At 42.4% G+C, this 24,906-nt stretch carries 21 protein-coding genes and 1 other RNA gene; 16 read left to right on the forward strand and 6 right to left on the reverse strand.

Annotated elements, in window-relative coordinates; translation table 11 throughout:
• The first annotated feature begins 114 nt into the window (after positions 1-114).
• The 5 genes from NPUN_RS06215 to NPUN_RS06235 all read left to right on the forward strand — a co-directional run bounded on the left by NPUN_RS06215 (position 115) and on the right by NPUN_RS06235 (position 6,380).
• A complete protein-coding gene (locus NPUN_RS06215) occupies positions 115-771 on the forward strand; it encodes a pentapeptide repeat-containing protein (RefSeq protein ID WP_012407965.1) in 657 nt (218 codons plus the stop codon).
• Positions 772-1,260: 489 nt separating this feature from the next.
• A complete protein-coding gene (locus NPUN_RS06220; RefSeq protein WP_012407966.1) occupies positions 1,261-1,665 on the forward strand; it encodes a hypothetical protein in 405 nt (134 codons plus the stop codon).
• A gap of 31 nt (positions 1,666-1,696) precedes the next feature.
• On the forward strand, positions 1,697-5,335 hold the full coding sequence (locus tag NPUN_RS06225; RefSeq protein ID WP_012407967.1) for a WD40 repeat domain-containing protein: 3,639 nt from the start codon (positions 1,697-1,699) through the stop codon (positions 5,333-5,335).
• Between the two features lie 109 nt (positions 5,336-5,444).
• Entirely contained in the window at positions 5,445-5,651 is a 207-nt protein-coding gene (locus NPUN_RS06230) for a hypothetical protein (RefSeq protein WP_012407968.1), read from the forward strand.
• 333 nt (positions 5,652-5,984) lie between these two features.
• Complete coding sequence (locus tag NPUN_RS06235; RefSeq protein ID WP_041565945.1) at positions 5,985-6,380, forward strand: hypothetical protein; 396 nt, start codon at positions 5,985-5,987, stop codon at positions 6,378-6,380.
• 92 nt (positions 6,381-6,472) lie between these two features.
• Here NPUN_RS06235 and NPUN_RS06240 read toward each other — a convergent pair whose 3' ends face one another.
• From NPUN_RS06240 to fraC, 3 genes are all read right to left on the reverse strand, one after another.
• Entirely contained in the window at positions 6,473-7,252 is a 780-nt protein-coding gene (locus NPUN_RS06240; protein WP_012407970.1) for an ABC transporter permease, read from the reverse strand.
• Between the two features lie 108 nt (positions 7,253-7,360).
• Entirely contained in the window at positions 7,361-8,368 is a 1,008-nt protein-coding gene (gene fraD, locus NPUN_RS06245) for a septal junction protein FraD (RefSeq protein WP_012407971.1), read from the reverse strand.
• A gap of 56 nt (positions 8,369-8,424) precedes the next feature.
• The gene (fraC, locus tag NPUN_RS06250; RefSeq protein ID WP_012407972.1) at positions 8,425-8,970 is read right to left on the reverse strand and encodes a filament integrity protein FraC; all 546 of its coding nucleotides are present in this window, start codon (positions 8,968-8,970) and stop codon (positions 8,425-8,427) included.
• Positions 8,971-9,206: 236 nt separating this feature from the next.
• Between fraC and NPUN_RS06255 the strand changes: the two genes are divergently transcribed.
• Entirely contained in the window at positions 9,207-10,343 is a 1,137-nt protein-coding gene (locus tag NPUN_RS06255) for a cob(I)yrinic acid a,c-diamide adenosyltransferase (RefSeq protein ID WP_012407973.1), read from the forward strand.
• Between the two features lie 184 nt (positions 10,344-10,527).
• Here NPUN_RS06255 and NPUN_RS06260 read toward each other — a convergent pair whose 3' ends face one another.
• On the reverse strand, positions 10,528-11,610 hold the full coding sequence (locus tag NPUN_RS06260) for an MraY family glycosyltransferase (protein ID WP_012407974.1): 1,083 nt from the start codon (positions 11,608-11,610) through the stop codon (positions 10,528-10,530).
• A 157-nt stretch (positions 11,611-11,767) separates the two neighbouring features.
• Here NPUN_RS06260 and groL point away from each other — a divergent pair, with 157 nt between their 5' ends.
• From groL to NPUN_RS38605, 7 genes are all read left to right on the forward strand, one after another.
• Complete coding sequence (gene groL, locus NPUN_RS06265; protein ID WP_012407975.1) at positions 11,768-13,450, forward strand: chaperonin GroEL; 1,683 nt, start codon at positions 11,768-11,770, stop codon at positions 13,448-13,450.
• A 409-nt stretch (positions 13,451-13,859) separates the two neighbouring features.
• The gene (gene corA / locus NPUN_RS06270; protein WP_012407976.1) at positions 13,860-15,005 is read left to right on the forward strand and encodes a magnesium/cobalt transporter CorA; all 1,146 of its coding nucleotides are present in this window, start codon (positions 13,860-13,862) and stop codon (positions 15,003-15,005) included.
• Between the two features lie 64 nt (positions 15,006-15,069).
• Positions 15,070-15,768 (forward strand): hypothetical protein, encoded by a 699-nt coding sequence (locus NPUN_RS06275; protein WP_012407977.1) that lies wholly within the window; start codon positions 15,070-15,072, stop codon positions 15,766-15,768.
• A 46-nt stretch (positions 15,769-15,814) separates the two neighbouring features.
• Positions 15,815-16,231, forward strand: an RNA gene (rnpB, locus tag NPUN_RS38010) — RNase P RNA component class A.
• A 115-nt stretch (positions 16,232-16,346) separates the two neighbouring features.
• The gene (rnc, locus tag NPUN_RS06280) at positions 16,347-17,066 is read left to right on the forward strand and encodes a ribonuclease III (protein ID WP_012407978.1); all 720 of its coding nucleotides are present in this window, start codon (positions 16,347-16,349) and stop codon (positions 17,064-17,066) included.
• Between the two features lie 258 nt (positions 17,067-17,324).
• Positions 17,325-18,413: a Gfo/Idh/MocA family protein gene (locus tag NPUN_RS06285; protein WP_012407979.1), complete on the forward strand. Its 1,089-nt coding sequence runs from the start codon at positions 17,325-17,327 to the stop codon at positions 18,411-18,413.
• Between the two features lie 428 nt (positions 18,414-18,841).
• Complete coding sequence (locus NPUN_RS38605; protein ID WP_012407980.1) at positions 18,842-18,988, forward strand: tetratricopeptide repeat protein; 147 nt, start codon at positions 18,842-18,844, stop codon at positions 18,986-18,988.
• Positions 18,989-19,146: 158 nt separating this feature from the next.
• On the opposite strand, the gene NPUN_RS06290 is transcribed toward NPUN_RS38605, so the two are convergent.
• Positions 19,147-21,276, reverse strand: a complete 2,130-nt coding sequence (locus NPUN_RS06290) for a sensor histidine kinase (RefSeq protein WP_012407981.1) — start codon at positions 21,274-21,276, stop codon at positions 19,147-19,149.
• A gap of 295 nt (positions 21,277-21,571) precedes the next feature.
• Here NPUN_RS06290 and NPUN_RS06295 point away from each other — a divergent pair, with 295 nt between their 5' ends.
• The 3 genes from NPUN_RS06295 (at position 21,572) to NPUN_RS06305 (ending at position 24,071) form a co-directional block, all read left to right on the forward strand.
• On the forward strand, positions 21,572-22,315 hold the full coding sequence (locus tag NPUN_RS06295) for a RibD family protein (RefSeq protein WP_012407982.1): 744 nt from the start codon (positions 21,572-21,574) through the stop codon (positions 22,313-22,315).
• 99 nt (positions 22,316-22,414) lie between these two features.
• Positions 22,415-23,596: a GNAT family N-acetyltransferase gene (locus tag NPUN_RS06300; protein ID WP_012407983.1), complete on the forward strand. Its 1,182-nt coding sequence runs from the start codon at positions 22,415-22,417 to the stop codon at positions 23,594-23,596.
• Between the two features lie 91 nt (positions 23,597-23,687).
• Positions 23,688-24,071: a DUF4346 domain-containing protein gene (locus tag NPUN_RS06305; RefSeq protein ID WP_041565224.1), complete on the forward strand. Its 384-nt coding sequence runs from the start codon at positions 23,688-23,690 to the stop codon at positions 24,069-24,071.
• A 75-nt stretch (positions 24,072-24,146) separates the two neighbouring features.
• Here NPUN_RS06305 and psb32 read toward each other — a convergent pair whose 3' ends face one another.
• Entirely contained in the window at positions 24,147-24,884 is a 738-nt protein-coding gene (gene psb32 / locus NPUN_RS06310) for a photosystem II repair protein Psb32 (RefSeq protein WP_012407985.1), read from the reverse strand.
• Between the last annotated feature and the right edge of the window lie 22 nt (positions 24,885-24,906).

A 24,906-nucleotide genomic window follows, 5' to 3' on the forward strand; every position in this document is an offset into this window, starting at 1 on the left:
GGTCAATTTATTTTTGATTATTTACTGAGCTAATCTGCATTTGGGGTGTACTCTCAATATACGGTAACTATCACACTCGACCTTTGAGATAAATTACACCCAGAGGTGAATACCATGAAAAATTATGCTGATAAGCAGGAATTTATATTAAGTCAAATCACAAACAAGTATTTTCAACGCCGAGATTTCAGTGGATGTGACTTGAGTGGAATTGACCTAAAAGGAATTGATTTAAATGGTGTTAATTTCATCGGAGCAGATTTAAGGGGTGCAAATTTGTGTGGCTGTATTCTTACTCGTGCTAATTTAAGTGGTGCAAATTTGATGCAAGCTAGCTTACATGAAGCTAATCTGTATGAAGCCTCTTTGTGTGAAGCTAATTTGACTAATGCTGATTTAACACGAGCAAATTTGTGTGGAACTTTCTTATGGCGGGCGAAATTCACAGGTAGTAATCTTTGGGGTGCTTCTTTATGCGATGTAGATTTGAGAGAAGCAGACTTAAGTGAAGCCAAATTAATTGAAGCATCATTGATTGAAGCTAACTTAGTTAGAGCAAATCTCACAGGGGCAAAGTTATGTGGAGCAAAATTACTAGAAGCTAATTTAACTGAGGCTAACTTAACTGGTGCAGATTTGACATGGGCAAATTTAACTAAGGCAAACTTGAGTCAAGCAAACCTTTGGGAGACAAACCTGATTTATGCGAGGTTCCGGGATACTATCATGCCTGATGGCACAATTAAACAACCTCAGATAGTTATTTATTAATCAGAAGTAGCCCTGTTAAAGTGAGATAATCTTGTGATTTCGTTTCCATTCTCTATATGGGGGTTTCCTTTTAGCTGTAACCACAATTTTTTTTCAGCTTGGGTCATGATTTCACTTATGTTTATTTAGATATCGTCTTTTTTGCTTCACATTCCTGTTTTACATAAGAGTGAGTCTTATATAGCAGTTCTAAATCATTCGTAAAAAATTAAATCCCCGACTTCTTAAATAAGTCGGGGATTTAGACAACGCAAATTTTCACAACTCATTTAGGATTGCTATAGCGTTTCTCGGTTGAGTCCAATACAGACCTAACCCCTAGCCCAAATGCTACAAGGGTTGGGGAGAGGTTCATCAAACTCACGTTAATTCAGTTAAAACTTGGTCAAAACTTGGGGTGCGGTACTTTATTTGCGTAACACACCCTATTTTCGTTGTATGTTTCTTAGGTACATCGAACTGCTCTTGTAAACTTATTGAGAATTAACTATGGAACCTATTTCTCTGATTATTGCTGCTTTAGGTGCTGGTGCGATCGCGGCTGCTAAAGATACCGCCACAACAGCCGTGAAAGATACCTATCAAGGTTTGAAGGCTTTGATTAAAAAGAAGTTTGAAGGCGATGTTCTAGGAAAAGCGATGGTAGATGCCAAACCCGAAGAAATTAAGCAAGCTGAAGGTTTATTAAAAGACAAAATTACCAAAGCTGGTGCCGATAAAGATGCAGCAATTATTCAAGCGGCTCAAGAGTTACTTAATCAAGTCAAAGAACAGCCCGGTGGACAGCAGATTATTACCCAAAATATCAGTAATGTCAAATATGCCGCTACTTCTGGTTCTGGTAATGCAAGTATTAGTGACATCAATGAACAAGGCACATCGAAAGAGAACTGAGACTGTAACTTAATTAATCAGGGTAGATGTTATGTCTAAGCAAGGCGAGATTCAACAAAGTGTTACAGAGAGTGAATACGCTGCTACCTCAGCGACTGGTAATGCAACTATCACTGTTACCAATTACTACTATCGAGAAGAAGCAAGATTAGTCGCTTCTGATTCTACCGACGCTGCTGATGAATCTCTCCCTTGTCCTTATCGCGGTTTGTTTCATTTTGGCCCCAATGATGCGGATATATTCTTTGGGCGGGAAATTTTTATCGAAGAACTTTATAGTGCAACTAAAACCCGGAATTTTATACCCGTATTGGGTGCATCGGGAAGCGGTAAATCTTCGGTGGTGTTGGCGGGGTTAGTCCCGAAGTTGCAAACAGCCGGAAATTGGCAGTTTACTCACTTTCGTCCTGGTGCTGATCCTTTTCATGCGTTGGCTGTAGCTTTAGTGCCACTTTATACGCCTAATTTAGATGCAACTGACCAAATTGCCCAAGCCCGCAAGTTAGCTGGTTACTTGCAAGATGGCTCTATGCTGATCTCGGACGTTTTTGCTAAAATTCGGCAAAATCACCCTAATCAACGGGTGCTATTAATTGCTGACCAATTTGAAGAAATTTATACTCTCTGTCACCATCAGGAAACTCGCCATAAATTTCTTGATTGCTTATTAGCTAGTTTAGAAACTTCCTCTTCTCTATCTGCATCCGCTACGGTGTGGGTAACGACAATGCGGGCAGATTTTTTGGGAAATGCTCTCTCCTATCGTCCCTTTGCGGATATCTTGCAAAATGCTGATGTGAAATTAGGGCCGATGAATCGGGAGGAATTAACACAAGTTATTGAAAAACCTGCCGAAAAATTAGGGGTGACATTTGCAAGCGGACTGGTAGAACGCATTTTAGAGGATGTGGAAAACCAGCCAGGAAATTTACCTCTGCTAGAGTTTGCTTTAACAGAGTTGTGGAATAAGCGCACGGGTAAACAATTAACTCACAAAATCTATGAAGAAATTGGTCAAGTAGAAGGTGCGTTAGCTCGTCATGCTGATGAAAAATATGGCAACTTGACAGAGGAGGAAAAAGAAAAAGTCCGGCGGATTTTTATTCAATTGGTGCGTCCGGGTGAGGGAACAGAAGATACTCGACGAGTGGCGATGAAGGCGGAATTGGGGGAGCAAAGCTGGGATTTGGTCAAACAATTAGCGGATGCTCGGTTGGTGGTGACAAGTCGCAATGCTACCAGTCAAGAAACGGTAGAAGTAGTCCATGAAGCTTTGATTCGCAACTGGGGAGAACTGCGGGAATGGATGAATAAAGACCGCGTTTTTAGGGCTTGGCAAGAGCGACTGCGTTCAGCAAAAGGACAATGGGAAGCAACGCAGCGAGATGAAGGGGCATTGTTGCGGGGTGCAGCGTTGGTAGAGGGGGAAGAAAAGCTAAAACAACGGCGAGAGGATATTAGCGCAGGCGAGCAAGAGTTTATTCAAGCTAGTGTAGCATTGAGGGATAGGGAACAAAAGCAACGGGAACGCACAAAACGGCTAACTTTTTCTGGATTGGCTGGGGGTTTGGTGTTAGCTTTGGGTTTATCTGGACTAGCGGGTATAGGCTGGGGGAATGCCGAAATCAGCCAAATTAATGCCTTTGCCCAAAGTTCCGATGGGTTTTTGAGTTTAGATGGGCGAAAAGCTGTCGAATCAAGCGTCAAAGCTGCTGTCAAAATGCGAGGTAAATTCTGGGTAGATGCGAATACCCGCACCCAGGTAAAACTGACATTATTAAATACAGTTCATAATGTTGCCGCACCTAACACCTTGGGAGGACACGCAAAGGAGGTTCAGGGCATCAGCTTCAGTCCCGATGGCAAGATGCTAGCTTCTGCCAGTGATGACAACACGGTGAAACTGTGGGATACCACCACTGGCAAAGAAATCAAAACCCTAACTGGGCATACAAACTCGGTTTTGGGCATCAGCTTCAGTCCCGATGGCAAGATGCTAGCTTCTGCCAGTAGTGACAACACGGTGAAACTGTGGGATACCACCACTGGCAAAGAAATCAAAACCCTAACTGGGCATACAAACTCGGTTTTGGGCATCAGCTTCAGTCCCGATGGCAAGATGCTAGCTTCTGCCAGTGCTGACAACACGGTGAAACTGTGGGATACCACCACTGGCAAAGAAATTAAAACCCTAACTGGGCATAGAAACTCGGTTTTTGGCATCAGCTTCAGTCCCGATGGCAAGATGCTAGCTTCTGCCAGTGCTGACAACACGGTGAAACTGTGGGATACCACCACTGGCAAAGAAATCAAAACCCTAACTGGGCATAGAAACTCGGTTTTTGGCATCAGCTTCAGTCCCGATGGCAAGATGCTAGCTTCTGCCAGTTTTGACAACACGGTGAAACTGTGGGATACCACCACTGGCAAAGAAATCAAAACCCTAACTGGGCATAGAAACTCGGTTAATGACATCAGCTTCAGTCCCGATGGCAAGATGCTAGCTTCTGCCAGTGATGACAACACGGTGAAACTGTGGGATACCACCACTGGCAAAGAAATCAAAACCCTAACTGGGCATAGAAACTCGGTTAATGACATCAGCTTCAGTCCGAATGGCAAGATGCTAGCTTCTGCCAGTTTTGACAACACGGTGAAACTGTGGGATACCACCACTGGCAAAGAAATCAAAACCCTAACTGGGCATACAAACTCGGTTAATGACATCAGCTTCAGTCCCGATGGCAAGATGCTAGCTTCTGCCAGTGGTGACAACACAGTGAAACTGTGGGATACCACCACTGGCAAAGAAATCAAAACCCTAACTGGGCATAGAAACTCGGTTAATGACATCAGCTTCAGTCCCGATGGCAAGATGTTAGCTTCTGCCAGTGGTGACAACACGGTGAAACTGTGGGATACCACCACTGGCAAAGAAATCAAAACCCTAACTGGGCATACAAACTCGGTTAATGGCATCAGTTTCAGTCCCGATGGCAAGATGTTAGCTTCTGCCAGTGGTGACAAGACGGTGAAACTGTGGGATACCACCACTGGCAAAGAAATCAAAACCCTAACTGGGCATACAAACTCGGTTAATGGCATCAGTTTCAGTCCCGATGGCAAGATGTTAGCTTCTGCCAGTGGTGACAAGACGGTGAAACTGTGGGATACCACCACTGGCAAAGAAATCAAAACCCTAACTGGGCATACAAACTCGGTTAATGGCATCAGTTTCAGTCCCGATGGCAAGATGCTAGCTTCTGCCAGTAGTGACAACACGGTGAAACTGTGGGATACTACCACCACTGGCAAAAAAATCAAAACCCTAACTGGGCATACAAACTCGGTTAATGGCATCAGCTTCAGTCCCGATGGCAAGATGCTAGCTTCTGCCAGTAGTGACAACACGGTGAAACTGTGGGATACCACCACTGGCAAAGAAATCAAAACCCTAACTGGGCATACAAACTGGGTTTATGGCATCAGCTTCAGTCCCGATGGCAAAATGCTAGCTTCTGCCAGTACTGACAACACGGTGAAACTGTGGAGGCTGGATTTTGATTATTTACTCCAGAAAGGGTGCAGTTTTATGCGCGAGTATTATAAAACTAATCCCCCTGATAATGAGAGTGACAAGCACTTGTGTGATGGTGTTGGTAATTTGTAATACCGCTATTACCTATGCGAGAACCGTTATAAGTAATGCTTAAGCCGTAGTTAATACAACTTAAACAGTACTTATTAATGGTGAAGCTGTAGTTACAAACGCTCATTATATGATAAGTAAACTTGAAGCTATAGTTAATATAACTTCTTCTGTAGTTATCAATGCTCAAGCTGTAGTTAACACAACTTCTTCTGTGGTTATAAATGCTCAAGCTATAGTTAACACAGCTTCTTCTGTAGTTATGAATGCTCAAGCTATAGTTAACACAGCTTCTTCTGTAGTTATGAATGCTCAAGCTGTAATTAAGATTAGATAGACGCTTTAGAGGTTGTTTGAAAAGTATTTCGCTGTGATTTTAAGCACTTAGCGATCCCCCCTAACCCCCCTTAATAAGGGGGGAAACGGAATCAAAGTCCCCCTTAGTAAGGGGGAAACGAATCAAAGTCCCCCTTAATAAGGGGGATTTAGGGGGATCTAGAACGTTTTGATACCGATAAGAGGACTTTTCAAACATCCTCTTAGATAAATTAAGAGAATTTACCAGTATTTATCTCATAAAAAGTATAATTATTTTTGTGGATTTTGCTGAACCAGAATGTATTTTCAGTAGGACATAGTAGCTGTATAAATGTTACGAGTAACCAAATTTATGTCTTTGAGAAAACGTACATCCCGCGTTCTAGAAAATGCTGAGTTAAGATTTGCTGGACTCAAAGCAATTGATGCTAATTTGGATCTTGGAAATACTTGTAATTTAAAAGCCCTGACAGAAATAATTGAAGAATTACGCAGCAAGTTAGAAGCTCATAATACTGCTCTTAGTACAATTGACTCTTCCAAAGTAGAAATTGAAGAATTAGAACAAACCTTGGGTACTTTCTCCGAAAAAATGCTCATGGGAATCGGCTTTAAATACAGCAAAGATAGCCGCGAATATGAGATGGCTGGTGGAGTTCGCAAAAGTGAACGTATCCGTAAAAGCAGAGCGACTCGCTTAAAAACTATTTCACAAAAAGCATCTATGCAGGGCACTAAACCCTTGTAGATGTGTAAGCAATACAGTTCGGATCAGCAGGGAAGTAAAAAAAGTTATTAACCAGTAATTCTTGCTCCCCTGCTTGCCTCAATGCCCAAATACTAAAATTCGCGTTGTGAGAAGATAAAAATAGCGATCGCTAATAACAGGGCACTATAAAGTAAACCATAGCCAGCATTTGTAATTAGTGCAGTTGTATCAGGTAGTGCTTGCAGACCATAAACGGCATCATTTTTCAAATCTAATCGAGATAAATCTGGCAAAATGAGAAACAAACCTTGAGTTAGACCTTCTATACCAGGGTTGCGGCTCAGACGACCTAGTTGGACTAAATCTTGAGTAATATTTCCGATTAAATATACCGCAAAGGTTAAAACAGTAGCGAGGAGAGAAGCAGTAAAAACACCGAAGGTAATAGCCATAGCGGTGATTAATGACAACTGCAATACTAAGAAAATTGCAGCAATTAAAATACTCGCTGTTGGGTGGTGAATATTACCAAATTGCAGAAATACTAGATAAATTGCTGTCATCGTAGCGACAAGTACAGCTAATACTGCGGATAAACCTAAGTATTTGCCGACGATAATTTCGCTGCGACTGACAGGTTTCGCAATCAACACCAAAATAGTACGTTTTTCAATTTCTTTATTAACCAGTCCCGTACCAACAAATATTGTCACAATTAACCCGATGGCATTCATCGCCGCCATCCCGAAGTCTAAAAATATTTTGTCTTCAGTCGTAGCTGCAAATTGAGGAAGGACGCGAAAGGCAGCAGCGAGTATAAGCGCATAAAAACCAATAATATATAGGATGCGATCGCGTACCACTTCCTGAAATACATTCTTTGCCAATACAAAAATTCTGTTAATAGTCATTTGTCATTATTTGTCATTAGTCATTTGTCATTTTCCCCCTGCCCCACTTCGGCTACGCTCAGTGACCACCTGCCCCCTGCTCCCCTTCCTCCCCTGCTTCATCTCTTCTCACTGCTGCGGAGGCGGCGATCCGGCAATTAATTTACTGGCGCGATCGCATTCAATTTCTGCAACTGTAATGTTATTACCTGAATTGCTGGTTGCTGCAACTGGTTCAATTCGGCAAGATTTTTTCAAGTAATAGCCCCGTGGGTTAGAACTTGGCCCTATCCAAATACTTAATAAATCTAATATATATCCAGACTTAGTATTAGCTACACGCGGTTCAATGCGCCATAAATCCTTCTCTTCATATTTCCCCAGGCTTTTTTGAATTACTGCCCTACCCAGAGTTCCTACTCGCTGTTTTGCATCAAGCAACCATTTCTCTACTTCCGACCAAGGTGTTTGGTTTATTTGTTCTATTACTATTGGTTGAAGTCTTTCTAGAATTACAACACCGTTTTGTGGGATTTTTACTCGTTCTTCTGTTCTGACAACAAAGGTACTACGTTTAAAAGTATCTGCTTGCAAACTAGGATATTGTTGAAACCAATGATCCATTACAAAATAAAACTGAATCCAGCAACTTAGTAGCATACTACTAGCAACTAAAATTATGATTCTTTGGCGGTCTTGTGGCTTAGGAATTCTAGCTTTAGCGTCAGTATCACTTCCTTCAATAAACTCTGGTATTGCTGTAATTAGTGCTGAAATTGTCGGACAAAAAACGATTGTTCTTGGTGTAATTACATCCTGTTGATTTCCAAAAGCAAAAACACTCACTAAGAATCCAGTGATTACTGCCCCAACTGGCATAAAAGTACCAGGAACTCTCAAAGGATCTTGAGTTGTATACCAAGCTGTGCCGGCAATCAAAAATAACCAACCAAAAAAGGCAATAATATCTTTGATATAGCCTGTAGCTAAATATGACAGTGCCCAAGAAAAAACACTCAAATAAATAAATGTCTGCCAAGAATAAGCTTTGGGTGGAACTAATACTTTTCTAATTCCTGCATAAATCCCTTCCGCAAATTTAAAAATTCCAAATACATCTTTAAGTAGCGTATTCATGTTCCTCCTTCCACCTAATTAACTAATCACTCGTTTTCCTTCTAAGTAAAATCTTCCTATTTTGCACTAAATAATAAAATAAGAGTTATAGCACTATAACTCAGGGAATTTGCTATTAGTACAGTAATTATTAAATTATTACTTTGGAATTTCAAGTTGCCAAAAGTCCGCCATCGCCGCCGTTGAGATATTGGAGCTTCCGCTTCCTCTTCTTTTTTAGCAAATTGCTCATTTAATGATAGTAACAATACCTTTAGAATGAAAAACTTCATCAAAAAAGTAGAAAAGAAAATTATAAAAGCAGTTAATATTAGTAAGCCTTGTGTATTAGGTGATTTAAAGTTATTAAAAAACATATAGTTAATTAATTCTGTTCTCACCTGGAGCGGTAAAATTGGTTCTGATACAAAAAATATGGACCAACCAATTACACTAGAAAATAAATTGATAGAAATAGCATAAAAAGTACTAGTTTTTTTGTCAAATTTGAGTCGATAGTGCAAAAGATAAGCTTCGATGGGAATGGCAATCAGTACAAATAAAAAGTCAAACAGAATTCCACCAATGGGAAAAATCCTCGGAAGTATCCAATTCTCAGGCATAAGTGGTCAAGGGTAAGGTTTAACTGTAGAGAGTATAACTGGGATAGTGAGGGTGATGGGGGAAATTATTACATTGTTCTTGTCCTTTACTATGCTGGTGTGCCAGTATTCTCTGATTGATATTGTTAATACATCAACCTGATACTTGTACGGGGACACTAGAGGGCTAGTTTCTCTACCTAAGATTACAAGAGGTTAGGTAAGATTAAAGACTGCCACTTATAGCTTTTCGAGAGATGACAAGGAACGGTATCGGTATTCGCACGGCGCAAGTGCGTCAAGAACGGATCATTGGTCAAATTCACGTCTACGATGGCGTGGGTAAAGGTAAGTCTCAAGCGGCTTTGGGTGTGGTTTTGCGCTCTATTGGTTTAGGGATAAATACGCCTAGTGATTCTAACCGTGTTTTACTGCTGCGCTTTTTAAAAGGGCCGGAACGTGATTATGACGAAGATGGAGCGATCGCAGCTTTGCAGCGCGGGTTTCCCCATTTAATAGACCAGGTTCGCACTGGGAGAGCCGAATTTTTTGGCCCAGAAGAAATTACCACCTTTGACCAAAATGAGGCGATGCGGGGTTGGGATGTCGCCAAAGGTGCGATCGCTAGCGGTTTATATTCAGTTGTCGTCTTGGATGAAATTAACCCCGTTCTGGATTTGGGTTTGCTACCAGTAGATGAAGTGGTAAAGACATTAAAATCCAAACCCCAAGAATTAGAAATCATTGCTACCGGACGCGCTGCACCGCAAAAGCTGCTCGATATTGCAGATTTGCACTCAGAAATGAAACCTCATCACCATCCCACAGCCAAAGCCCTATTCTTGGAAGGGATTGAAATTTATACTGGTGCTGGTAAAGGCAAGTCTACTAGTGCTTTGGGCAAAGCCTTACAGGCCATTGGTAGGGGAATCAATCATCCAGGGTCTACCCGTGTGTTAATTATGCAGTGGCTTAAAGGTGGTAGTGGCTACACAGAAGATGCTGCGATCGCCGCTTTGCAGCAGTCATATCCAGAAGTGGTGGATCATCAGCGCTGTGGTGGAGATGCGATTGTTTGGCGCAATTCCCGGCAAGAATTAGATTATGTAGAAGCCGAACGAGGTTGGGAAATCGCAAAAGTTGCGATCGCCTCTGGAATGTATAAAACTATTATTCTCGATGAACTCAATCCCACCGTTGACTTAGAACTACTCCCCGTTGAACCCATTGTTCAAGCTTTGCTCCGCAAACCCCGCGACACCGAAATCATCATCACTGGCCGCTGTCAAAATCAACCAGCGTATTTCGACCTGGCTAGCGTTCATTCAGAGGTTTATTGCCACAAACACTATGCAAATCAAGGTGTAGAACTTAAACGAGGGGTAGATTTTTAGGCGTTGCATCTGAATTCGTAATTCGTAATGCTCTTGGTGCGAACGCTGTACGAACAGACCTTTTTCAATTTTGAATCTTTCAATCCAAAATTGAAAATCTAAAATTTAGTCGAGGTGTAATTATGCATCATACAGAGAAAAAACCAGAGTAGGGCTAGCATTGCAATGCCGACCCTACAAGCAACTAAGGCTGTTGGCGTATTCTTTGCCAGACAGTAAAGCCCAAAAGAACGACAATACTGGTGGCGGTAGTCATCATCACAGCCAAACTCATACCTTGTATTCTCATTGCCAGCAAGTTGAAAAATAAGGTAATTGACCAAAGCGTGAACGCAGCATGGCGCTGGGAAAGCCCCCAAGCAAGTAAGCGGTGGTGCAGATGATCTTTGCCAGGAGTGCTAAGAGGGTTATTTCCTGCTAGTAGCCGCCGTACAAATACTTGGGTGGTGTCTATTACTGGCAACAATAGAAATAAAACCGTGGGAATCAGCGCATAAACTGTGTTTTGTTGCAGTTTGCCTAAAATACTAGTTGCTGCCAGCACATAGCCAAAAAAGTATGCTCCGGCATCACCCATAATAATTCGTGACGGATGGAAATTATGGCGCAAAAAGCCTAATGCAGCACCTCCCAAAGCTGCGAGTACCAAGATTGCCGCCGCACGATTATTAAATTGGGCTGCAACGCCCAATAAACTCATGGCGGTAATAAAGCTGATTCCTCCTGCCAAACCATCCATACCATCCATCAAGTTGATGGCGTTGGTAATTCCTACTACCCACAGTACCGTCAGCAACATAGACAGTAACGAGTCGATGGGAGTACCAAACAGCACTTTTACACTGATGCCATTAGCTACCAGCAACAGTGCTGTGACGATTTGCGCCCACAATCGCACAGAGGGTGGTAAGCCGAACTGATCGTCGATAAAGCCCACCAGGACTAATATCGAACCTCCTAACAGAATAGTGAGCACCTGAGCCAATACGTTTTGGAGTTCGATCGGTCGTAAAAGGCTAGCTAATACCAGCGCGGCAATGACACCCGCGTAGATAGCCAGCCCCCCTGCATTGGGTAAAGGTTCGCGATTGAGTCGCCGAGCGTTGGGTTGGTCAGCCCAACCTACCCGTAAGGCGAATTTGCGGACTGTCGGAATTAAACGCCAAGTTACTAGCCAAGCCAAGAGGAACGTAAATACTACTGCCAACCAGCCGGTGCCGCTAGGGTCGGCAATACCAAGGAACTTAAGGGAGTTGTCTAGATTCATCTCCCAATTCAAGCATTACTGCCAGTATCTATAAAGAACATCACCTGTATATTAATCAATTTTTTTATTTCCATTTGTAAATTGAGCTGATTGAGAGATTAGCACTCTTGCTCTGTGAGTGCTAAATTGTCTAATGGAAGCGCTGGAGAAATAAAACATGGCGAAAATTATTGCATTTGACGAGGAATCGCGGCGAGCTCTAGAAAGGGGTGTTAACGCCCTTGCTGATGCCGTAAAAATCACCTTGGGGCCGAAAGGTCGTAATGTCCTTTTAGAGAAAAAATTTGGCGCACCTCAAATTGTCAACGATGGTATCACTGTTGCCAAGGAAATTGAATTAGAAGATCCTTTGGAAAATACTGGTGCAAGACTCATCCAGGAAGTGGCCTCAAAAACTAAAGATGTTGCTGGGGATGGTACAACCACCGCCACAGTTTTAGCACAAGCCTTGATTCGGGAAGGTTTGAAGAACGTCGCGGCGGGTAGTAACCCAGTTAGCTTGAGACGCGGGATCGACAAAACTATTGAGGCATTGGTACTGGAAATTGCCAAGATAGCCAAGCCAGTAGAAGGAAGTGCGATCGCTCAAGTTGCCACTGTTTCTGCTGGTAACGATGAAGAAGTTGGTCAAATGTTAGCTCAAGCAATGGAAAAAGTCACCAAAGATGGTGTAATTACCGTTGAAGAATCTAAATCCCTGACAACTGAACTAGAAGTAGTTGAAGGGATGCAGATTGACAGGGGTTACATTTCACCCTACTTTGTCACCAACAACGAGCGGCAAATCGTGGAATTTGAAAACGCCCGGATCTTGGTGACAGATAAAAAAATCAGCAGCATCCAAGATTTAGTGCCGATTTTGGAAAAAGTCGCCCGTTCTGGTCAGCCCTTGCTGATTATTGCTGAGGATGTCGAAGGTGATGCCTTGGCAACTTTGGTAGTGAACAAAGCGCGGGGTGTACTTGCTGTAGCTGCAATCAAAGCGCCTGGATTTGGCGATCGCCGCAAAGCTTTGTTAGAAGATATTGCTATTCTCACCGATGGACAGTTGATTTCTGAAGAAATCGGCTTGAGCCTAGATACCGCTGCTCTAGAAGCACTGGGAACTGCTCGCAAAATCACCATTGACAAAGAAAGCACCACCATTGTAGCTGGCAGTGTCACCAAGCCAGAAGTGCAAAAGCGGATTGGTCAAATTCGCAGGCAGTTGGAAGAAACCGATTCTGAATACGATCAAGAAAAACTGCAAGAACGCATCGCCAAGCTCGCTGGTGGTGTGGCAGTGATTAAAGTGGGTGCGGCAACCGAAACCGAACTCAAAGACCGTAAACTGCGGATTGAAGACGCGCTGAACGCTACTAAAGCCGCTGTGGAAGAAGGTATTGTTCCTGGTGGTGGAACAACTCTAATTCACTTAGCTAAGGCAGTAGAAGCGATTAAAAAGACCTTACAAAATGACGAAGAAAGAATTGGGGCTGATATTGTCGAACGAGCGCTAGAAGCGCCCTTGCGCCAAATAGCAGACAACGCTGGTGCAGAAGGTTCTGTGATCGTTTCTAAAGTCCGAGACAGCGAGTTCAACATTGGCTACAACGCCGCTACTGGCGAATTTGAAGACTTGATCGCTGCTGGTATTATCGACCCTGCCAAAGTCGTGCGTTCAGCTTTGCAAAATGCTGGTTCCATTGCTGGTTTGGTCTTAACCACTGAAGCGATCGTTGTTGAAAAGCCAGAGAAGAAATCTGCTGCTGCTGCCCCTGACATGGGCGGCATGGGTGGTATGGGCGGCATGGGCGGCATGGGTGGTATGGGCGGCATGGGCGGCATGGGCATGTTCTAACTTCTGCTCACCCAGATAAATATTTTTTCAACAGTTTGTCTTGCCAAGGCAAACTGTTTTTTTATAGCATTGCTGATTCAGAGCCGATATGTTATCTCTATTGCTGGGAAGTAGCTGGGCATAAATAAAAGTCATCATCATGGTTATCAGTAATTAGTCATGAATACAACTAACTACTAAAAAAATGCCGATTCCTAAATTCCCAAATCTAAAGAACTGCTTAATTTAAAAATTACAGTCTTTGTATTAATTTTTGTAATATTAATAGCAAAAGCTGAAATAAATAAAAATGCCTCATGGGTGCTGAGTAGGGAATTTTACTTCTTTACTAAGCACTGTGAAAAGAGGAACTTGTTTAATTGCCAATACCCAATACCCAATGCCCAATGCCCAATGTAGGTAATATTGTATGGTACGAAAACTGCGTCGTCTTCCCAAAATAGTAAATAGGCTATATAAAAAAGATGAATTCTATCACCAACCAGGTACTATACCTGGAACAATTTTTATTCATGAAGATTCTCCGCCACCGATAATTTTCTTGATTGACTATAACCAAACCAATTTCATCCGTGAACAAATAGCAACTCCAGAAGAATGTATCCCATATCTGGAGATGGAATCCATTTCTTGGGTAGATGTACAAGGTTTAGGTAGTCAAGATATATTACAACGGTTGGGTCACGTTTTTGAATTACATCCTCTCGTTTTAGAAGATATAGTCAATGTACCAGAGCGTCCTAAAACAGAGGATTATGAAGACCAATTGTTATTCATTGCCCGCATGGTAGTACCAAAGGAAATATCGTGTGGTTTTCACAGCGAGCAAGTGAGTTTAATATTAGGGAAAAACTATTTACTGACAGTCCAAGAAGAACCAGAACATGATTGTTTTGAAGCGGTGCGATCGCGAATTGAAAAAAACAAAGGTATCATCCGTAAGCAAGGAGCAGATTATTTAGCTTACGCCGTGTTAGATGCCATTATTGATGGCTTTTTCCCGGTACTGGAGCTTTATGGGGAGCGAATCGAAGAGTTAGAGGAAGAAGTAATAGTTAAACCTACTCCGCAAACACTACAAAATATTTATCAAATTAGGCGAGAATTACTGCAACTACGTCGTGCTATCTGGCCCCAACGAGATGCAATTAATTCTTTAATTCGAGATGCTCCCGATTTAATTAGTGAAGAAGTGCGAATCTACTTGCGAGATTGTTATGACCATACAGTGCAAGTTATGGATATGGTAGAAACTTATCGAGAGCTAGCATCTGGATTAATGGATGTGTACCTTTCGGCAGTGAGCAACAAAATGAATGAAATCATGAAAGTACTAACGGTAGTTTCAACAATTTTCATTCCACTGACTTTTGTGGCCGGAATATATGGTATGAATTTCAATACCGAAAAATCGCCATATAATATGCCTGAGTTGGATTGGTATTGGGGTTATCCACTTTGCTTGGCAGTTATGGCAGCGATCGCACTTGGGTTGCTATTCTTTTTTTGGCAACGGGGCTGGTTGCAAAACTCTGTAACAATTAAGCGTAATTAATAATTGCAGATGGACGACGAATCAAATTTACATTCATTATTACCGGGAGTTAATATTTTAATTTATGAGGAGTAGCGACCAGAATTTAGTAGTTTTGACAGTTTATATTATCGGTGTTTCTTATATTTTTAACCGCATGGTTGAATCCATCGACGATCAAGTCAAGTTTGAGTTTAAAAAAGGAATAGTTGACGAGCAACTCAAAGAACAAAATCTCGATGATAAAATTGGAATTTCCTTTAAACTCAAAGCCTCATACCCAATTGACGATTTGAAAGATTTAGGAATTAGCATTGAAAATAAATCTGATAATGTTGCCCTATACGTTGACTGGGACAACAGTTCTTTAGTAGTTGAACATAGTAAGCAATCGCGTCGCGTCATTCGGAAATCACCAGATTTAACCCGCGACTTAGCAGTGCCCCAAAGTCCTAGCTTGATTGCTCCTAAGAAAACACTTTCTGAAACGGTGACAGCAGAAGATGTATTTGAGCGCGATCAAGTAGCTGGAACCTATTCAGCAAAAAAACCACTAATTGATATCAATGGGCTGCAAAAGGGGCAAAAAAAGCTGTACAACGACTTTATTAACAGAAGAAAGGAGTTGGACTTTTCCTTGCAACTGGTACTCAGAGTATCTGAAGTGCGTTTAGGTCTAGCCCCAGGTCGTGATTTTCCTCCCATTAGCATTATCAATTGTCCTTTCACAGTCAGGAAACTACCTTGGACTTACGCTCTACCTTGGAATAAAAAAAAGCAATAGCAACCATACAGACTATGCCATCCAAGATTACACTGGATCTAAGGAGAGAGTAGACGCAGGCGGTTGCAGATCAGTCATAGTCACTGATTTGAGGAAAGTCCGGGCTCCCGAAAGACCAAACTTGCTGGATAACGTCCAGTGCGAGCGATCGTGAGGATAGTGCCACAGAAAGATACCGCCAGATCAATTAAAAATTAAAAATTAAAAATCTAAAATGAGTAATTTTTAATTTTACATTTTTAATTGATCTGGTAAGGGTGCAAAGGTGCGGTAAGAGCGCACCAGCAGTATCGAGAGGTGCTGGCTCGGTAAACCCCGGTTGGGAGCAAGGCGATAGGAACTACGGTTGGTCTTTTACCAGTTCCGCTCAATGAGAGCCGCTAGAGGCGTTTGGTAACAAGCGTCCCAGATAGATAACTGCCCTCGCAAGAGAACAGAACCCGGCTTATGTACTGCTCTTTCCCCCTTTTTTAGTGCTGAGTGCTGAGTTAGAAGAGACGCCATGAATCGCGTCTGTACAAGAGTTAGAAGTTGGTATTTTTCCCCTGCTCTCCCTTCCCCCTTCCCCCTGTCATGTAATGCCCCTTGCCTACCCACGCCGTCAACGGCAACTCGAAAGTTTAGTCCAAAAATTAGGTTTGTCGCGAGAAGCACCTATCAAGTGGGAACTGCTAGATTTAGCGCTAACTCATCCCACTGTTTCTGATTCGGCGAATTATGAACAACTGGAGTTTGTTGGCGATGCAGTGGTGCGGCTGGTGTCGGCTGTTGTGTTATGGGAAAATTATCCCGATTGTCCAGTAGGGGATTTTGCAGCAATTCGTTCGGTATTAGTGAGCGATCGCATCCTCGCCCAATTGGCCAGAATCTATGGTTTGGAATTATACTTACTAGTTGCGGGTAGTGCTACAGCTGATAAAGTTGGTCAAGAATCTCGACTGGCAGATGCTTTTGAAGCTGTTCTGGGTGCGCTTTATTTAAGTACTCAAAATCTGGAATTGATCCGCTCTTGGCTAGATCCCCACTTCCAAGAACTAACAACAGAAATTCGCCTCGATCCTGCCAGACTTAATTACAAAGCTGCTCTTCAAGAATGGACTCAGGCGCAATTCAAAGTTTTACCAGAATATCGAGTTGTGGAAGTCACTCAACCACACCATAATCAAGAACGTTTCATGGCTGAAGTGTGGCTGCATGGCAAGAAACTCGGAGAAGGTAAGGGGCGATCGATTAAAACTGCTGAACAAGCCGCAGCTAAGGTAGCTTTTTTAGCAATCCCTAATCCGCAAACACCCTGAGCTTAAAAGACTGGCAATTAGCCGATAATCATTTGGTTGTCAGTGGTCATTTGTCCCTCGTCCTTTGTATACAGTTCGGTTAAGATCCCCCCGCCTGCGGCGACCCCCTTTTTAAAGGGGTAAAAGAGAGTTAAAAGCCCCCCTTAAAAAGGGGGGTTGGGGGGATCTTCAGACATATTAGAACGTTAACCGAATTGTATTACCTTGTCCTTTATATACAAATGACCAAATGACCAAATGACAAATGACAAATAACTAATGACAAACCAAATTAAAATTGCTGTTATCGGAGTTGGGCGTTGGGGAGTGCATCTGCTACGGAATTTCTTAGCACATCCCCAAGTAGATGTAGTTGCTGTAGTAGATCCCCATCCAGAACGATTAGCGGCGATCAAACAGCAGTTTAATTTAGATGAAAATGTAGTATTGACAACCCAATGGGAAGATTTAAAGAAAGTGCCAGGGTTGACAGGGGTTGCGATCGCAACTCCGGCTACCACCCACTACGCTTTAATTAAAGACTCTCTCCAACAGGGATACCATGTTTTGGCTGAAAAACCCCTAACTCTCGACCCCGCAGAATGTCGGGAGCTTTGTCAGTTAGCAGAGCAGCATCATTTAATACTGATGGTTGACCACACTTATTTATTTCACCCAGCAGTTGAGCAAGGGCAAACTGTAGTACAGGCGGGTAAATTAGGTGATTTACGCTACGGCTACGCCACCCGCACCCATTTAGGGCCTGTCCGCCAAGATGTTGATGCGCTCTGGGATTTAGCGATTCACGATATTGCTATCTTTAACGCTTGGCTGGGTCAGATTCCTGTGAAAGTACAAGCAACGGGTACGGTGTGGTTACAGGGAGCAGGGGAGCAGGGGAGCAGGGAAGCAGAGGGGAAGAAAGATACAAATTTTCCTCTGCCTCAAGGTTTGGCTGATTTAGTATGGCTAACACTGACATACCCAGATGGCTTTCAAGCTTATATTCACTTGTGCTGGCTGAATCCTGATAAGCAGCGACGGCTGGGGATTGTAGGTAGCCTTGGTAGTTTGATTTTTGATGAAATGTCGCGATCGTCACCTCTAACGCTGCTACATGGGGAATTTGAACAGCAGGGCAATCATTTTATTCCGGTAAATCAAAAGCAGGTGGTGCTGGAATTAGAACCAGGGGAACCATTGGGGCGAGTTTGCTCTTGTTTTGTTGACTCTATCCTCAACAATACTCCCTCAGAGGTTTCGTCTGGCTGGGTAGGCACACAGTTAGTAGAAATTCTTGCTGCACTAACAGTTTCTCTTGAGCAAGGCGGCCAACCTGTTTTTCTGAACAACTGCTCTCAAGTCTAATTTTCCCCTGAGAATAACCGCCCAATACTGTTCGGTTAAGGCAAGAGACGCGATAAATTGCCGTCTTTACAAGAATCAGTCCTTTGTAGAGACGGCGATTTATCGCGTCTTTGGGATCGTATTGAATAACAACCGCCCATTTTGCTTCATTAATAGAGTTCAAAGACTCATTCACGAGTATCAAAGACTCATCAACGAAGCTCCGAGGTTTATCAACGGAGTTCAAAGACTCATCAACGAAGCTCTGAGGTTCATTAACGGAGTTCAAAGGCTCATTCACGAAGCTTTGAGGTTCATCAACGGAGTTCAAAGGCTCATCAACGAAGCTCTGAGGTTCATTAACGGAGTTTAAAAACTCATTCACGAGGCTCCGAGGTTCATCAACGGAGTTCAAAGGCTCATTCACGAAGCTCCGAGGTTCAGGGAATGTGCTAAATGCTCAAGCTTACTACAATCTCGGCATTGCCTTGAGAGAGCAGAAGAAATTAGATGCAGCAGTTGCCGCCTACCAAAAAACTTTAACATTACCAGAAGATAATTCTATAATCCCAGCCAGCGCTCATAACTCTTGCTAATAATGGCTTAGGTTCTGTTTTCTTTTGGGGCTGCTACAATTCCTAATCTTGTGTCTTGGCTATTTAGTAACACTTCTAAATCAGGGCCAAAACCATAGCCATTAGGAGTGAGGATTCCAATTTATTTTTTTGAATTTTGAATTATAGTCTAGTAAAAATTACCTTTCAGAAGTCCCATTTGCATAAACTTCTGTTTTTGGAATACTTACCAAGATAGTTTGCTGCGGCGAAAAACTAATCTCGTAAGTCTCGTTCCCAAGTAACACCTGGAATTTCATCGACTTCTCTTTGTCTACCCCTACTTTTACAGATTTGCTGCTCCCCAAAGAGGGGCTTCCCACAGACTGCTGTAGGCTAGAGTATTGGCTTGCTTTTGCCCCCTTATTCTCAGAGGACAATCCCACATTCGCGACATTTTCTTTTTTGTTGTCAACAGGCAACAGCGAGACATCAATCAAGGGTAGGGTAATCTTCAGTGTCGTGCCTTGATGCAGCCCCGTACTCTCAAGAGTAATGCTGCCACCCATAAGTTCGATTAAGTTTCGTGAAATTGCGAGTCCAAGTCCAGTCCCTTCAAACTGGCGCGTGGTTGTGCCATTCACCATCACAAAGGGGCGAAATAGTTTGTGCTGTTGATTGGGATCGATGCCTATACCTGTATCTGTAACTATTACCACTACTTGAGATTTACCATTACTAGATTGAATTTCTGTAGCAATGGTGATGCTTCCTGTGTCGGTGAACTTAGTAGCGTTGCCAATAACATTAATCAGCACCTGCTTTAGTTTTGCCGCGTCTGCCTTAATTGGTATCGGTTGAGGATCTAACTCGCATTTCAATTGCAAGCCCTTTTGTTGAACATTAACTGATTGTAAATTAATTACCTCTAGCAATATTTGTCGGAGATCGAGAGGTGTAATAACTACAGAAAGCTTACCCGCTTCGATTTTAGAAATATCGAGTAAATCATTAATAATATTTAGCAAATGAATCGTTGTTTCATTGGCACGTTTGAGGAATTCCATTTCTTCTTCACGGCTATCACATAAGCCATCTTCGACCACGCGAATGCAGTTAATAATAGTATGTAATGGGTTTCTCAATTCATGGGAAGTCGTAGCCAAAAACTGGCTTTTAATCTGGTTAGCGTTTTTTGCTTCTTTCCAAGCTATTTCTAGTTCTTCTGCCCCAGCTTTGAGCCTTTCTACCATTTGGTCTAATGCTTGGGCTAGTTGATTGAATTCCCGAATTTGGAAATTGTGCGGAACTGGTTGTGCGGCGTGGTGAGAGTGAATATTGAGAGCGTAGTCTCGCAATTCTTCTACAGGACGTGCCAAGTAAGGAGCTAGATATAGGGATGCTAACAAACTTGCACCAATCAAACCAACTGTCAAAACAATGAGAATTAGTTTAATTTCTTCTAAACCAAAAAGTGCATTATCGACACTAGTAACAGCTAAGACTATCCATTTTTGCTGCTGCTGTTGGGTGAGTGGATTTGCAATAGCTGTATAGCCAGCGACTAATTCGTTTCCCTCTTTAAAAGACAGATTTATCGAATCATTTCGTCCTGCAAGGGCATTTTTAATTATGCTTTTGAGTTGGGAAGCATTGGGATGTTGATTAATATTAGTTCCCACCCAGTCTGTGAATGGATGTGCCAAAATTGTTCCATCTTCAGCAATAACTACCATCACACCTGTAAGCGATCCCGGTGGATTTCTGGTTTGTTGGTACAATGCAGACTGAATACTTAAGCTGTAAACTAAATTTTTTCGGCTATCGGAGACTGGTGCAGATAAAACTAACTGTAATTGATTTTGTGCGTTTCTTTTTCCAGTCATTCCTGCCTTTGGCGGGAAGATGGTTTTGACATCAATTCCATCACTAGGCAAAGGGAATGTCAATTTTTCAATTGCTTGGTCTCCACAGCTACTGGCAATTATTTTCTGATTTAGGAGATCCGTTAATTGGATGCAGTCAATATTGGCTGGAAGTTGTTGCTTTAGCTGTGTGAGAATTTCTTGCTCTTGTATCGGCGAACCAGACGCAATCACCGTTGTTTTACTTACACTCAGTAAACTAGCTTTTAAGATTGCGATCGCATCGCCAATTTTCTCTCCTTTACTAATGGCGCTTTCTGTTAAATTTTGACGCGCAGTTGCCAATATGCTAGAACGTGCCTTATTCAAGGCCACAATCTCACCTATAAGTAAAACTGGAACGAACAGCAGCAATATTCTCGTTACTAAAATTCGGCGAAAGGAAGATTGACGGGAATTAGTCATCGAGTGTCTCACTTTGCATCTGCAAACCACAACAGCAAAGATATGTAATTAGACTGGCTAGATGAGACATTTTATTAAATTATCAGAATTTTATTTTCAATGTTTAAAAATAACAAATTGCTATCTTTCAAAAAGAAACGTGGTATACCAAAACTCATATATGCTAAATGTAAAAGTGATTTGTGTTGCATATAAATACAGTGGTAAAATTGTAAATAAATAACTTGCAGGCATGGATTTTTTTTGAGAATCTACATACAAACAAAGAAAATATTCCAACTATCAAATCAATTTAATGTTGCAACATCGTCCTCATACTACAGTTGTTTTAGCAATGAGTGCAGATGGCAAGATAGCAGATTTTAGGCGATCGCCTGCTCGCTTTGGCTCAAGGGTTGATAAAGCACATCTAGAAAAACAAATCGCTGCCTCTGATGCGGTTTTATTCGGTGCTGGTACTCTCCGGGCTTATGGAACGACACTTACTGTATCAGATCCAACTCTAGTGCGACTTCGGGCACAAGAAGGGAAGCCTCCGCAGCCAGTTCATATAGTGACTACACACTCTGGAAACCTCAATCCGGAAATTAACTTTTTTAAGCAACCAGTTAGACGCTGGCTACTCACGACAGCACTGGGAAAACTTTCATGGAAAGGACGTTGTTTACAGACGCTTCCTTCAACTCTGGGAACCGGAACACAAGAGTGTCCTCCAGAATTTGAGCAGATTCTGGTTTTTGAAACACCAACGCGAGAAATTGACATTCCCGCAGCTTTGAAGCATCTAGCCAATATAGATATAACACGGTTGGTGGTCTTGGGTGGAGGTGAATTAGTCGCTTCCCTGCTGGGTCTAGATTTAATTGATGAATTATGGCTAACTGTCTGTCCCCTGATTTTAGGTGGTAGTACTGCCCCCACACCTGTAGAAGGGAAAGGTTTTTTACCCGATTTAGCTCCCAAGTTGCAACTTTTAGAAGTTCATACTGTTGAGCAAGAAGTGTTTTTGCACTATCGCCTGCAACAACCAGCAGATTAGATTACGCTAAGTTAAGTTATTGGATATTGGGAATTGGGCATAAGTTATTTTCCTTGCCTCCCCTGCCCCCTGCCTCTTACTCATCCCTACTCCTCTAAGATGGTAGAAAAACTTAAGCCTCGCTATTCTGTCGTTTGGACAAACAAAATCGCTGAAGTACCCCAAAATGCCTGGAATGCTTTAGCAATGCCACTCAAAACGCCATTTTTAGAATGGGAGTGGCTAAATAATCTCGAAACCTCCCAAAGTGCTACGGCTAAAACTGGTTGGTTGCCAAATCATTTAACATTGTGGCGAGATCGAACGCTGATTGCGGCTGCACCACTTTATCTCAAAGGACATAGTTCTGGTGAATTTGTATTCGATCACCAATGGGCAGAGTTAGCCGATCGCATCGGAGTTCAATATTACCCAAAATTGCTGGGAATGACACCATTTACCCCAGCTGAAGGTTATCGCTTTTTAATCGCCCCAGGAGAAGACGAAGACGAAATCACCGCGATGATGGTGCATGAAATTGACACTTTCTGTTCCAAAAATCGGATTTCTGGATGTCATTTTCTCTATGTCGATCCCCAATGGCGGCCGATGCTGGAACGGCATGGCTTTACAACTTGGCTGCACCACAGCTACGTCTGGGAAAATGCTGGCTTTAAAACTTTTGATGACTACTTGAAAGTGTTTAACGCCAATCAACGCCGCAATATCAAGCGGGAACGTAAAGCTGTAGAAAAAGCTGGTTTAAGATTGCAACCTCTGAGTGGTGATGAAATTCCCTACTCTTTATTTCCTTCGATGTACCAGTTCTATGCTGACACCTGTGATAAATTTGGCTGGTGGGGTAGCAAGTATCTCACACAGCGGTTTTTTGAGCAGCTACACAATGATTATCGCCATCGAGTTTTGTTTGTCGCTGCATATAGCGAAGAAGATAACTCTCATCCTTTAGGAATGTCTTTTTGTTTGTTTAAAGGTGACAAACTCTATGGACGCTATTGGGGGAGTTTTCAAGAAATAGATTGCTTACATTTTGATGCTTGCTATTATGCGCCCATTGAGTGGGCGATCGCAAACGGAATCCAAATTTTTGACCCTGGTGCAGGTGGTCGCCACAAAAAACGCCGTGGTTTCCCCGCTATGCCCAATCACAGTCTGCACCGCTTTTACAACAATCGTTTAGGGCAAATTATCCGTCCCTATATTAAGGAAGTGAATCAACTTGAACAGCAGGAGATTGAGGCGATTAATGCAGAGTTGCCATTTAGTAACCGAGATTCTTAAAAGTTTGCCAAGGCAGAGGGTGAACGACGAATTACACTTATATATATAGTGTAAAAACCCTGAAAAAAGAAAATTCCTTTTGCTAATGCTTATGGATTTAATACTTGAAGATTTAGCCGCAATTGATGATAAACTTTCCCAGCGTCATATCGATCTCGATCCCGGTGGATATTTTATTATTTACTTGGATCGAGACGCAGGGTTAATTTATGCCAAGCATTTCACAAACGTAATTGATGAGCGTGGTTTAGCTATCGATCCCGAAACGGGGAAGGTAATTCCGGCGCGAAAAAAGGTAGAACGAACTTACACAACGGTTTTTAGTGCGAGGACGGCGAAAGAACTTTGCGTGAAGATTTTTGAAGAAACTCAGCCCCCGCCTGTAACTCAATTAAATCATGCGGCTTATTTGGGTCGAGAATTTGTTCGGGCTGAGGTAGCTTTAGTAAAAGGGCAAGAGTATGTTCAGGATTAGGCCAATTTTAGATTTTGAATTGAAGGAAAAATCTAAAATCTAAAATCTAAAATTGAATGATTCCTGATTATCCAATTACCCATCAGATGACGGCTGATTTATCTGATAAATGTAGTAAGTCGCCATTGGGATCACGGTGGCGGCAATTAACAACCCTACTACCCAAGCGGTAGCGTTACCTTGGTTGGTTTCTTCTGCTTTCTTGTAGGTGCCTTCTACCTGCACATTGTCAGTAATTTGGGGTGGCCCTGGATCGGCTTTACCAGAGAGGACGGCAACAAGGCGATCGCTAGCATCTAGAAATGCCTGATTGTATTTGTTACCATTGCGTAACGGCACACTTACTGTTTCGGTAGCTACACTCTCGGCAATAGCGTCAGTGAGTAAAGGTTTAACTTCATCCCCAGTAATAATGGAAGTACCATTGGTAACTGTGTCAATAACCAATAAAGTTTGATTAGCTTGAGCTTCTTTTGTCGGAAACCATTTTTCAAACAACTCTTTGGTAAAGCTTTCTGGTGTTTCGCCGTAGTCAAGGCGGCGAACAGTTACAATTCTGACTTCCTTATTTGTTTGCTTTGCCAAATCCTCGAAAGCGCTGCTAATTTTACCTTCATTCAGACGGCTGATGACTTCACCTTGATCCAAAACCCAGGTGTCATTGCCTGCTGTGAGGCTGGGTAATTGATACACACCTGTGGCCAAAGCAGGTGCGGCAAACAGCGAGGTTGTTAAAATAACCGTCACCAATGTTAAAACCAGTCGGATGAGGTGTTTTTGACTACTAAATATTTGTTTGAGGAGCTGTTTCATCGTGTGATCCCTAAGACAGACT

The sequence above is a fragment of the Nostoc punctiforme PCC 73102 genome (genome assembly GCF_000020025.1).
Lineage (GTDB): Bacteria > Cyanobacteriota > Cyanobacteriia > Cyanobacteriales > Nostocaceae > Nostoc > Nostoc punctiforme.